Below are 13,123 nucleotides of genomic sequence, written 5' to 3' on the forward strand. Positions count from 1 at the left end.
TAGCTGATGTTTTAATTAGCTGATGATCTTCTGTATTCTTTTCCCCATCCTTTAATCCGCTAATTTTCTCATCGGCTAATTGAACAATTTCCATCCAGTAAAAATCCCCAGCAACTATATCTTTAGGTTTGTACAGAATAAAACTCTCCTGAAGGTGTTCCTTTATCAGTCGGGCAGGCGGTAAAATGGCTGTCTGAATCCTTTTGGCATAGTTGATAGAATCCAATATCTCCTTTTGTTTTTCTTCGATTACCTGTTTTTGCTGTTCCACTGCAGTTTTCTGCGTTTCTACTTCCTGCTTCTGTTTTAAAATAATCACATTGGATCTTCGCTTGTTCCTGTAGGCTTTCAATGCAAATGCTAGAAATACCAGTATCAGCATTCCTCCTCCGGCTAAAGAGTAGGTGGCTATTCGTTGTTTCTCAAGCTCTGCTGCTGAGAGTTGTTGCTGCTTTTCAAACTCTGCCTGGGCTATTGCTTCTTTTTTATCAAACTCATATTGCATTTGCTGCTGCATGGTTTTTTGGGTATTTTCCTCATTGAACAGGCTATCGCGGTATACTATGTATTGCTTGTAGTTTTCTAAAGCGGATTGATGGTTTCCAAGGGCGCTGTCGGCTTCAGCCACGGCTTGATAATTAAGCGTAACAATATCCAATGCCCCTATCTCATTAGAAAGCTGTAACGACTTAAGGATATATTTTTTCCCTTCCTCAGCCTTACCTGTTTTTGTGTAAACAATTCCGATGTTATTTAAAGAATAGGCACTACCTCTTTTATCCCCTTCCTTTATTTTTAATGATGCCAGGAAATTTTTAAGCGCCTCGGGGTAATTGCCCTGTTCAGAATAAATAAGTCCTATGTTATTTAAGGAATAGGCAATACCTCTTTTATCCCCCAATTCCTCCCTTATTTTTAATGAGGCCAGGTTATTTTTAAGCGCCTCGGAGTAATTGCCCTGTTCAGAATAAATATTTCCGATGTTATTTAAAGAACCGGCAATACCTTTTTTATCCCCCAATTCTTCGTTTATTTTTAATGAGACCAGGTTATTTTTAAGCGCCTCGGTGTAATTGCCCTGTTCAGAATAAATATTTCCGATGTTATTTAAAGAATTGGCAATACCTCTTTTATCCCCCAATTCATCCTTTATTTTTAATGAGGCCAGGTAATTTTTAAGTGCCTCGGGGTAATTGCCCTGATCGGAATAAATATTTCCGATGCTATTTAAAGAATTGGCAATACCATTTTTATCCCCCAATTCTTCCTTTATTTTTAATGAGGACAGGTTTTTTTTAAGCGCCTCGGAGTAATTGCCCTGTTCAGAATAAATTTTTCCCATGCTATGTAAAGAACCAGCAATACCATTTTTATCCCCCAATTCTTCGTTTATTTTTAATGAGGCAAGGTGATTTTTAAGCGCCTCGGGGTAATTGTCCTGATAAAAATAAATATTTCCGATGTTATTTAAAGAAACGGCAATACCTTTTTGCAACCCCCTTTGGGTTTCCCCCTTTGCAAAAGAGGATGATTTTTTAGCAAGATTTATTGCATCATTAGCGTATTTCAGAGCGTTTTCATAATCGCTTTCATTAATTAATTTCCCACTAATATCATTCATCAGCTTAACGCGGGTGGTATCCCTATTCTCTTTTGCCAGCAGGGTTTTAAGGGAGTCAATGGAGGCATTCTGTGCAAAAGTTTGCACAGATGAAAACAAAAAGATAAGCAACAAAAGTTTTTTCACTAAGTAAGAATTTATGGTAAATATATTAATTCTGGTCTTGCAAATGATTGTTTTAAAGCATTTTTTTAGCGCAAAGAAAATTATTTATTTCATTGATATCAGTTTGCATAGGTGGGGATTTACAAACACTAAACTGTCAATCTTCAGAATTACTTCAGGTAGATCCTAAAATGAAAAACCATTACAAATCAGGGGATTTAGACTTAAAAGTGCATTTGTTCGATATTTGCGGAAAAGTTTGTTTTTGATGGAGAGAAATGTCCAGAATCAATAAGCTCCTTCTTCGGATTCTGTTGATTAACAAGGGTTCCATAAAAATAAAAGCGGGACAACTTTCCACAAAATTGGAGTTGTCCCGCTGGGTGGAGCCGGAGAGATTCGAACTCTCGTCCAAACAAGGAATCATTAAGCTTTCTACATGCGTAGCATTAACTTGATTGTAGGGAAAAAACCGGCATAATGCCACCTATTTATTCCTTAGCCTTTTAATTTCGCTCCTGCACCAAGGCTTTGCAAAAGCTAGCTTAAATTTGATGATACCAAACTTAGCAGATCTTTAAGCCGGATCTGCTAAAAGGTAGCTTGTTCTTCCCACCTAGTGAGAGAATAAGGCCATTCTTCTATGAAGAATTAAGCCGCAAGCGCGTAGTCGTTTTCGCCAGTTAAGACGGTTGAGAATTCAGATTTACGAGCAATATTCACAACGCTCGGCATGCTTACCCAACAAGTCATCTTGCTGTCAAAACCTGTCGGCCCCAATTTTTCAAATAACTTTACTTTATTATCAACGCTATGTTTAAAGGCATTATTTTAATAACAAGTACAATGCAAATTAGTCTTTTGCATTCCTTTTTTTAATTTTGCACTTTAATACTTAATCAATAATGGAAAATACAAAAATAGGAATAATTAGGGAAGAAAAAACACACCCCGATAAAAGAGTTGCATTATCTCCTAAACAGTGTCACAAATTAATGAACCAATATCCGGGCCTTGAAATTTATGTTCAAAACAGCAAGGTTAGAAGTTTTACTGATGCAGAATACAAAGAACAGGGAATTCCTGTGGTGGAAGATTTATCTGCCTGTGATATATTACTTGGTGTAAAGGAAGTTCCTGTTGATAAGCTTATCCCTGAAAAAAAATACCTTTTCTTTTCTCATACAATTAAAAAACAGCCATACAATAAAACACTTTTAAGGACTATTCTTGAAAAAAAAGTGCAGATGATCGACTACGAATGCCTTAAAGATAAAAACAGCAACAGAATTCTTGGCTTTGGAAGATATGCGGGTATAGTTGGAGCATATAACGGAATACTTGGTTTTGGAATAAAAAACAAACTTTACACTATTAAACCTGCCCATCTGTGTAAAGACCGGGCTGAAGTGAATTTAGAATTGAAAAAAGTAAAACTCCCTGCAATAAAAATTGCAATTACCGGAGGCGGGAGAGTGGCTAACGGGGCAATAGAAATCCTAACCGAACTTAATATTTCAAAAGTAAGTTTAGTTGATTTTATGGAAACTGAATTTAATGAGCCGGTATATTGCCAGCTAAATGCAACGGATTACACCAAACGAATTGACAATACAAAAGGCCAGCTTGGTGATTTTTATGCAAACCCTCAACACTATGAATCCACTTTTGTTCCCTTTACTAAAAAAGCAGACATTTTAATAAGCGCACATTTTTGGGATCCTGCATCACCACAGCTATTTACTAAAGAGGATATGAAAAACCAAGAATTTAAAATTTCTTTAATCGCTGATATTACCTGTGATATTGCCGGATCTGTGCCCTCTACCTTAAGGTCTTCAACCATCCAGCAGCCTTTTTATGATTATGATGTAATGGAAGAGAAAATTGTTCCCGCCTTTGGTAAAGACACAATTACAATAATGGCCGTAGACAACCTGCCTTGTGAACTCCCACGAGATGCCTCAGAAGATTTTGGCCAGGATTTAAGCAAATACGTTATTCCGGCTCTTTTAGGAAATGATCCCGAAGATATTATCGAAAGAGCAAGCATTACTAAAAATGGAAATCTTACTTTAGCATTCAATTATTTAAAGGATTATGTGGAGTAAAATTCCTTGAATCAATTATGTGATTACTTTTATTTATAATATATTTACTATTTTAAACTGATCCTGATTTCTTATTTTTGTTAGTTATGCTAAAGCCAACTTGTTTTTCCCTGTTTTTACTGATCCTAATTTCTCTGTTAAATGCATGTAAACCAGGGCCAAAGTTTGTTGAAGCAGAATCAGGTTCAGCAAATTTTAGCAGTATGGCTTATATTGGTGGAAACTATTTATCAGGTTACCAGGATGGCGCATTATTTAGAGAGGGCCAGGAATTTAGCATACCAGCTTTACTTTCTAAACAGATTGAATTAATCAATAATACACCCTTAAATTGCGCTTTGCTTGATGAAGCAACCTTTATTGGTTTAACCTTTAAGGGAGATCCCTACCAAAGCAGATTTTACCTTGAACACAAATCCGATTGTAAGGGTGAAACCAGTTTGAAACCGGCAAACCATCCTATTGCATTCCAAACTGCACTTTCTTTAAGAAAAGGTTTTACTTCCTACAACAACCTCTCTATTCCTTATGCAGGAATTAAAGATTTATTTGATCCAAAGTTCGGGGAAGAACCAAGTTTCAATAAACCGAATCCTTTTTATTACGCACTTGCATCAAACCCTGGAACATCAACAGTAATGTATGATTATGAAAAATTGAATCCAACCTTTTCAACAATATGGATAGGTATGGAAGATATTTATAATTATGCAATGAAAGGCGGTAACGATGTAGAAATTACTGAACCTGCCGTTTTTGAAAATCACCTCAATGAAATTCTAAAAAAGGCAAGTTTAAACCAAGCTAAAGGAGTTTTGGCAAATATTCCCGATATACATCACTTTCCTTTCTACACCCTAATCCCCTCGCTGAGCATCGATCTTACTAAAAATCAATCCGATTCACTCAACACCTCACTTCAGGACTATTTTGAATATCATGAAGGAAAAAATGGTTTTCAAATTGAGGATGAGTCCTTGGAGAATTTCCCTTACCGTCTAAGTGAACCAGGTGAATACGTACTGCTCAATACTCCTCTTGACAGTGTTAAATGCCATAAAATGGGCCTTTTTTATCCTTTACCCAACAGGTATATTCTTGATAAAAAAGAAATAGCTTTTATTCAATCCCAAATCAGGATATACAATGAAATCATCAAAAGAAAAGCAATGGAATATGATTTTGCATTTGTTGACATGAATTATTTTTTCAATACCATTTCATCTAAAATTAGTGTTGATGGAGTTTCCTATTCCTCAGAATTTGTTTCCGGAGGTTTTTTTAGTCTGGATGGTTACCATCCAAATCAAAAAGGCTATGCACTGCTTACAAATAAATTTATTGAGGCAATTAACTCAAAATACTCCTCCACCATTCCTACTGTATATTGCAAAAACTGTTCAGGAGTAAAATTCCCTTAAAAAAGTTTAACACAATTCTTTGTTCTCATCCTAAATTCTTATCGGCCCCTGTCATTCCGAATGAAGCGAAGCGTAATGAGGAATCTGTAAATTCAATGCCTGAACGCTCAAACTTGAAGAAGTTTTAATTAAACCTATTTCTAAAAAAAATCCGGTTGAATTAAATCAACCGGATTTCAATCAAATCTTAAATACAATTCGCTCTTTTTGCTATAAAAATGAGTTTTGAAAAAAATTTAGTTAACAACAATCTTTTCCGTTTTTAAAACCAATTCACCATCAAGTATTTTGATGAAATAAACACCAGTATCCAGGTTTAAATGAAGTGTGTTTTTACTTGTAAGGGGATAACTTTTTACAAAAGCACCATTGAAACTGTAAACCTCAGCTCTTGGAGATTTCATATCTTCTTCAAAGGAAACAATGATATGGTCATGAACAGGATTTGGAAATATTTTAAGTGTAGATTTTTGATCTATCTGATTCACAGAAATACTGGAAGCTCCTCCCAATAATGGCCTTAAAAAATCACGAACAAAATCAATTGTTGTATCCATATATGCAACCTGGCTTGCAGAGGTTCCAAGATAAGGTACATGACCAGCTCCTTCATAAGTATGAAAAGGATTTACTACAGGAATAGTAGCGGCATGTATTTTTAAAGATGAACTTCCCTCAACAACCATAATTGGGAAACCAGCAACATAAATTCTTGCAGTGCCATAAGGAACAGTTCCATCTTGAGTGCCATGTGTACTCACAAATGGAGGATCTTCTGCTTCTATCCAATTTGCTAGACCCATAGCCCCACATAAATTAATAACACCAGAAACTTTACTTGAATATCCCGGATTGCCACTGTTTCCATCTAATCCCCCAAGGGCTGTTAATGCTGAGGCTGAAATAAGCTGATAAGCTTCAGCTTCCTTGTCCATATATGCAGTATGTAAACCCATAAAAGCACCTGCTGAACTACCTCCTGCAAAAATATAATTCGGATGAATTCTATAAGTCTGCGGAGCCTTTCTAAAAAAACGGATAGAAGCTTTCATGTCCTGAACAGCCCTTATTACTGCTTTAATGGCGTTAATTGAATCAAAAGGATAAAATCCTACCCTGTATTCAATGGAGGCAACAACATAACCCATTTTGGCAAAACGGTTGCTCATTTCCACCATGTCTTGTTCTGTTTTTGTTCCACCTATAAAACTTCCACCATGAGCCAAAATAATTAAAGGACGCTGAGCAACTGTATCTCCTGTTGGCTCATAAATATCCAGTAAAAGAGTTTGAGAAGTGTTGTTTGATTTTGTATTGGAGCCATAAACAATATTGCTGCTTAAGGTAACATTAGGGAAAATTTGCTGATAATATCTGCCATTGGCAGTATCAATTTGTCCGAAAATGAAATTGCTGTTAATAGCAATTAAAGAAAAAATAAGTAAAATTCTCTTCATAATTTAAATATTAAGTTAAAAACTAAATGATACTCCTATTCCAGAAACAAAACCACGGGATTTAAATGTTCCGGCAAACCCTGTTTCAGTATTTTCAAAATTTCGCTTTAAACCCTCAATCCATAAGAATGATAAGTCTATACTAAGTCTTTTTTTAATTAGGTAACTCATGCCGGAAGTAAATGCCAATTTTGACATATCTGGTGTTTCAGGCCCAAGTAAATCATCAGGAACCGGAGATTTATCAAAATAAGTTCCTAATCTTATATTTAACGATTGGGATACATTGTATTGTCCTCCTATTCGAATGATATAAGAATCCTTAAATAGTTTTGGTGAATTAATGTCCTCTAGTTTCTCTGTATTGTTTTCCAAATCTATTGATAAGGTATCATAAGATGACCATTGAACGTAATTAAAATCAAAGGCCAGCAACAATTTCTCCGAATATTGATACGATAAACCAGCAGAGGCTGTTCCTGGGAGTTTTAACGAACCGGTTAAATTACCTGAAGGAAAAGAAGCCTCAAGATAAGAGGGAACTTCAAAAACAGCATTCCCCTGACTTAGATTCATAGTAACTGCACTTCTATAGCTTAATCCGATTGCTAATTTTTCATTTACCTTATAGAAAATCCCTCCACTATAACCATATCCGGTTCCACTTCCTTTAATTTCAGCTGTTCCATAATTTCCTTCAGAATCCTGTAAAGGCAAAGATTTCCTTAAATAAAAATCGCCAAAGGAATAAATGAAACCCCCACCTATTGCAAGTTTATCGGAAACCTTCCAGGATAAAGTGGGTTGAACATAAATCATTTTTAAAGCTATTTCCTGGATTATAAACCTACCTTTCCATTGGTCATCCCAAATTCCACGACTTCCAAAGGGTGTATATACACCTATGCCAAATGTTATTTTATCTTGTAAAAATCTTGCTGTTCCATAAACTGAAAACGGTGTACTTGGAAATACCACCATACGTTCATTATATACCCCTGGTGATTTTTCCTGATAATAGGTACTTGGTACAATATAACTTCCGCCAACAGAAAAATTATATCTGTCTTTTAAAAAGGAAATAGACCCTGGATTGAAAAAGAGTGAGGAGGCATCATAAGTAAGGCAGGTCCCGGTATGGCCCATGCCTGCTTGTTTTTGACCCTGCAGGTTTACCTGGAATCCCCCTGCTTTAACTGTGGAAACAGCAGAAATCATCAAAAACAAAAAAATTCTTATATCGCAACTCATAGAATACAATAATAACTTCTTTTAAAAAAGTTTCCTAATGTTTTAGGTTTTTTTTTAAACCCAATATTTAAGCCACTTGCACAGAGGCCACTGAAAAAGCTAATCCCGAAGGGATGATACAATTATAGATTAATATTTTTAATTCCAGTTCAACCCCGGAGGGGAATTATTGATTGTTTATTTTTATAACACCCTTTCGGGGTTTTGGTTTTAATTATTGTTATTTTCTGTAATCCTGTCACCCCTTCGGGGTTAGCTTTTTCAGTGGCCTCCTTTTTGGGGAGACCACTGAAAAAACCTTTTTTAATTAAAAAAATAAAAAAGGGAGAAGATAAACTTGCGTTTCTACTCCCTTTTATTAACATTTAGGTATTAAAATGACTTTTTCAGTGGCCTCCTTGCACACCTAGGGCTTTTAATTGGGCAATTGTTTTAATTGGATCAGATGATGAAAACACTGTGTTTCCTGCAACCAAAACATCAGCTCCTGCTTTTATCAATTCCAAAGCGTTATTCATGTCAACGCCTCCATCAATTTCAATTTTTGCCAAAGAGTTTGAAGATAAAATCATATTTTTCAACTGCCTTACTTTATTGTAGGTGTTTTCAATAAATTTCTGCCCTCCGAAACCCGGATTTACAGACATAACACAAACCAAATCAATATCCGCAATAATATCCTGAAGTAAACTTACAGGAGTGTGCGGATTAATTGCCACTCCAGCTTTCATTCCAGCGGCTTTTATGGCTGAAACAGTCCTGTGAAGATGTGTGGAAGCTTCCAGATGAACAGTCAATATAGCAGCGCCAGCATCTTTAAATTCTTGGATGTATTTCTCTGGTTCAACTATCATCAAATGCACATCAAGGGGCTTTTGAGCATGCTTTTTTATGGCCTTAACTACAGGAAAACCAAATGAAATATTAGGTACAAATATACCATCCATTATATCTACATGAAAATAATCAGCTTCACTTTGATTAATCATTTCAACATCACGTTGAATATTGGCAAAATCAGCAGATAAAATAGAAGGGGCTATAAAAGGGGTTTTCATATATAATTTTATTCGTTTTTTAATTTTTATTCATCTAAGAAACTCATGAATGCTAAAACATTTTTTTAAAAAAGGGGATCACGATTTTTCGGGATTGCCATATTATATCCTTATTGTTTGCATGGATTGTGCATGTTTATTCCATAATAAGTAAAATGGCTTTATTTAAAGGGTCAAAGTTAAAAATAAAAAGAGGCTGCCTAAAATAAGCAGCCTCTTTTATTTAATTTAAATTAAGTAATCTGTTTTCTATAGGCCTTAATGTATTAATGGTTAACCTAAATATGTTTTTAAAATCCGGCTTCTTGAAGTATGTTTTAATCTTCTTATGGCTTTTTCTTTTATTTGTCTTACGCGTTCTCTGGTTAGATCAAATTTTTCACCAATTTCCTCAAGTGTCATTGCATATTCCCCACCTAGTCCGTAATAGTATTTAACAATGTCTGCCTCACGTGTGGTAAGGGTTGCCAGGGCACGGTTAATTTCCTTTCTGAGGGAATCTTTTAAAAGACCTTTTTCAGGACTGTCAACATCATCATTGTACATTAAATCATAAAGACTTCCACCTTCATCCTCTCCTGCAGTTAAAGGGGCATCCATTGAAATATGCCTGCCACTAATTTTAAATGATTCCTTTACCTCATCCTCATTTATTTCAAGTTCCTGGGCTATTTCAGCATAGGTTGGCTCTCTTTCATTGGATTGTTCCAGATTAGAAAATGTACGATTTATTTTATTTATAGCTCCGATTTTATTCAATGGAAGTCGAACTATTCTTGCCTGTTCAGCCATTGCCTGAAGGATTGCTTGCCTGATCCACCATACTGCATAGGAAATAAACTTAAACCCACGCGTTTCATCAAAACGCATGGCGGCCTTTATTAAACCCAAATTTCCTTCATTAATTAGGTCAGGAAGACTTAGTCCTTGATTTTGGTATTGTTTTGAAACTGAAACCACAAATCTTAAATTAGCCTTGGTAAGTTTTTCTAATGCTGCCTGGTCGCCTTGTCTTATTTTTACAGCCAACTCAACTTCTTCCTCAGCAGATATCAGATTTACTTTTCCAATTTCAAGCAGGTATTTATCAAGTGATGCAGTATCTCGATTGGTTACCTGTTTAGCTATTTTTAATTGTCTCATAGGCGTTTTTATTATATGGGTTTATTCTTTTTACGATAGTAGTTCTTTACAAGTTACAATCTGCTATTTTAATTCTAAAAGTCCTGAATAAATCATTTTCTTCAACCCTTTTTTAGCATTAATTTTGCAGACTTTAATAGGCTGTTAAATTTGAAGTAAAAACAATTTACAACTCCCCTTTTCGTTTGATAGCTTTGAAATAATCAGTCCTGCTTGTTCCCAAAACAAAAAAACACACAATTAAATGAGAATACCCAGTACGATTCATACCTGCAAATTTCTTCCGCTTTTTATGGTTCTTTTTTTTCTTTCTCCAAATTTTAGTAATTCAGTAAATATTAACCATACAAACATCAAGACAAATTCATTTTTTTTAAATGAAAAAGCAGTATCGGTTTTTCAACAGCTGAATATTGCTGACCTGGATTTTGGGGCATTTAAAGCTGCATACAATGGATATTCAATTCTTGAAAAAGAAGGTAAACTAAAAAACAAAATACTTTCAGTAATTGATTTTAGCAAATCTTCAAATACTCAAAGAATGTATGTAATAGACATGGAATTACTTGAACTGAAATATCAAACCCTTGTATCTCATGGAAAGGATTCGGGTGAGGAGTACGCAAAGATCTTTTCTAATGTTCTTAATTCCAATAAAAGCAGTATTGGATTTTACCTTACTGGCGAAACATATAGCGGAAAACATGGATATTCATTGAGACTTGATGGAATTGAAGAAAGTAACAGCGCGGCCAGGGATAGGGCAATTGTAATGCACAGTGCTAATTACGCTACCAGCGATTTTATTAAAAAAAATGGCCGTTTAGGAAGAAGCCAGGGATGTCCTGCTTTGCCTCCATTAATTAGCAAGCAAGTAATTGATTTAATAAAAGAGGGTTCCTGCCTTTTCATTTATTACCCTTGTCTGAAGTATCTTTCCACCTCGGATTTGTTAAAAAATCAGAATTGATTTTTTGAAGGAGTAAAATTCTGCCTTTATACAACAAAAACCGTTATAACTATTGACACTGCTCAAAATCCATTTGTGCAATTCAGGTAAATTTAATGGGAATTATACTAACATCGGACTATCAAAAAACACAATTTGCAGTTTCATGGAGCGTTGAATTATAGGGTTTAGCAAAAAAATAGTAGCTTTGCTGCCCTTAAAAAAAATATACTATCAATGATTTCAGTATCCAACCTTTCCCTACGCTATGGCAAACGCGTATTATTTGATGAAGTAAGCTTAAAATTTATACCGGGTAATTGTTACGGACTTATTGGGGCAAATGGTGCCGGTAAATCAACATTTCTTAAAATCCTGTCTGGTGAAGTTGATCAAACTACCGGACAGGTTTCCATAACCCCGGGTGAACGAATGAGTGTTTTAAAACAAAATCATTTCGAGTTTGATGAATTTCCTGTTTTAGAAACTGTAATTATGGGTAACAAAAAGATTTACCAAATAATGCAGGAAAAAGAAGCTGTTTATGCTAAGCCAGATTTTAGTGAAGCCGATGGAATTAAAGCAGCTGAACTGGAAACTTTATTTGCAGAAATGAACGGATGGAATGCTGAGAGCGATGCTGCAAATATGTTAAGCGATCTTGGTGTGAAGGAAGAATTACACAACAGGAAAATGAGTGATTTAAATGGAAAGGAAAAAGTACGGGTTTTACTTGCACAGGCATTGTTTGGAAATCCTGAAATTCTTTTGCTGGATGAGCCTACCAATGATCTTGACGTGGAAACTATAGCCTGGCTTGAAAACTTTCTTGCTGATTTTCAAAATACGGTTATCGTTGTTTCTCACGATCGTCACTTTCTCGATGCAGTATGTACTCATGTTGCCGATATTGACTTTGGAAAAATACAACTTTATACAGGTAATTATTCTTTTTGGTATGAATCAAGCCAACTGGCACTTCGTCAAAGATCTGATCAAAACAAAAAAGTTGAAGATAAACGAAAGGAGTTGCAGGATTTTATTGAAAGATTTAGTGCCAATGCATCCAAATCAAAACAAGCAACAAGTCGTAAAAAACTGTTGGGGAAATTGGTAGTAGATGAAATTCAAGCTTCAAACCGAAAATACCCCGGTATTGTTTTCAAACCGGATAGAGATTGTGGTGACCAGATTTTAGCTGTTGAAAAACTTTCTAAAAAATCAGAGGATGGAAATGTATACTTCTCCGACATTACTTTTACCCTCACAAAGGGTGACAAAGTAGCTTTCCTGGCTAAAGATCATCTGGCCATAAGAGAATTCTTTGAAATATTGCTGGGACAGAAAACAGCAGATAAGGGAGAATTTAACTGGGGAAGCACTATTACAACTTCCTATCTTCCCAATGAAAATCACGGATATTTTGAAGAAAAAGACATGAACCTGATAGATTGGTTACGTCAATATTCAAAGGACAAAGAGGAAACATACATTCGGGGATTTCTTGGAAAAATGTTGTTTTCCGGAGAAGAAACGTTAAAAAAATCAAGTGTCCTTTCAGGAGGTGAAAAAGTGCGTTGTATGCTTTCCCGCATGATGCTTACCAATGCCAATTGCCTTATTTTGGATGAGCCAACCAATCACCTTGACCTGGAATCAATCACTTCCATAAACAATGCTTTGAAAGACTGGAAACACATTACATTGTTCACCTCTCATGATCATGAACTAGTGCAAACAGTTGCAAATAGGATAATAGAACTTACTCCAAAAGGTATTATTGACAAGCGTATGTCTTATGATGAATATCTTGAGGATGAAAATATTAAAGCACTTAGAATAAAAATGCATGCTTAATTGTTTGCCTGATATTTTAAATAAATGTAGGTCTTGAACTTTTTAAGTACAATCGCTTTTTAAAAATTTATTTTCTACAAAAACCCTTGTTTTAACTGTTTTAACCGAAAAGGACTTCAAGGTTTAAAACCCTGAAGTCCTTTTCGGAAG

At 35.3% G+C, this 13,123-nt stretch carries 9 protein-coding genes and 1 other RNA gene; 4 read left to right on the forward strand and 6 right to left on the reverse strand.

What is annotated here, in order from left to right; genetic code table 11:
* Positions 1–1,747: tetratricopeptide repeat protein (locus H0V01_03005; GenBank protein ID MBA2582339.1), on the reverse strand; the 1,747-nt coding region annotated here is incomplete at its 3' end.
* 360 nt (positions 1,748–2,107) lie between these two features.
* Positions 2,108–2,504, reverse strand: a transfer-messenger RNA (tmRNA) gene (gene ssrA, locus H0V01_03010).
* A 127-nt stretch (positions 2,505–2,631) separates the two neighbouring features.
* Here ssrA and H0V01_03015 point away from each other — a divergent pair.
* Together H0V01_03015 and H0V01_03020 are read left to right on the forward strand one after the other, a co-directional pair.
* A complete protein-coding gene (locus tag H0V01_03015; protein MBA2582340.1) occupies positions 2,632–3,837 on the forward strand; it encodes an alanine dehydrogenase in 1,206 nt (401 codons plus the stop codon).
* Positions 3,838–3,923: 86 nt separating this feature from the next.
* Positions 3,924–5,258 (forward strand): hypothetical protein, encoded by a 1,335-nt coding sequence (locus H0V01_03020; GenBank protein ID MBA2582341.1) that lies wholly within the window; start codon positions 3,924–3,926, stop codon positions 5,256–5,258.
* A gap of 236 nt (positions 5,259–5,494) precedes the next feature.
* Here H0V01_03020 and H0V01_03025 read toward each other — a convergent pair whose 3' ends face one another.
* The 4 genes from H0V01_03025 to H0V01_03040 form a co-directional block, all read right to left on the reverse strand.
* Positions 5,495–6,715 carry a carboxylesterase family protein gene (locus H0V01_03025; protein ID MBA2582342.1) on the reverse strand — a complete coding sequence of 407 codons (1,221 nt, stop codon included), beginning with the start codon at positions 6,713–6,715 and terminating at the stop codon, positions 5,495–5,497.
* 15 nt (positions 6,716–6,730) lie between these two features.
* The gene (locus H0V01_03030; GenBank protein MBA2582343.1) at positions 6,731–7,933 is read right to left on the reverse strand and encodes an outer membrane protein transport protein; all 1,203 of its coding nucleotides are present in this window, start codon (positions 7,931–7,933) and stop codon (positions 6,731–6,733) included.
* Positions 7,934–8,352: 419 nt separating this feature from the next.
* Complete coding sequence (locus H0V01_03035) at positions 8,353–9,024, reverse strand: ribulose-phosphate 3-epimerase (protein MBA2582344.1); 672 nt, start codon at positions 9,022–9,024, stop codon at positions 8,353–8,355.
* 273 nt (positions 9,025–9,297) lie between these two features.
* On the reverse strand, positions 9,298–10,167 hold the full coding sequence (locus H0V01_03040) for a sigma-70 family RNA polymerase sigma factor (protein ID MBA2582345.1): 870 nt from the start codon (positions 10,165–10,167) through the stop codon (positions 9,298–9,300).
* 244 nt (positions 10,168–10,411) lie between these two features.
* On the opposite strand from H0V01_03040, the gene H0V01_03045 reads away from it, so the two are divergent.
* Together H0V01_03045 and H0V01_03050 are read left to right on the forward strand one after the other, a co-directional pair.
* Positions 10,412–11,137, forward strand: coding sequence for a murein L,D-transpeptidase catalytic domain family protein (locus tag H0V01_03045; GenBank protein ID MBA2582346.1), 726 nt, complete (start codon positions 10,412–10,414; stop codon positions 11,135–11,137).
* A gap of 216 nt (positions 11,138–11,353) precedes the next feature.
* The gene (locus H0V01_03050) at positions 11,354–12,973 is read left to right on the forward strand and encodes an ATP-binding cassette domain-containing protein (GenBank protein MBA2582347.1); all 1,620 of its coding nucleotides are present in this window, start codon (positions 11,354–11,356) and stop codon (positions 12,971–12,973) included.
* Positions 12,974–13,123: the final 150 nt, after the last annotated feature.

This window comes from Bacteroidota bacterium (genome assembly GCA_013696965.1).
In the GTDB taxonomy this organism is placed as follows: Bacteria; Bacteroidota; Bacteroidia; order JACCXN01; family JACCXN01; genus JACCXN01.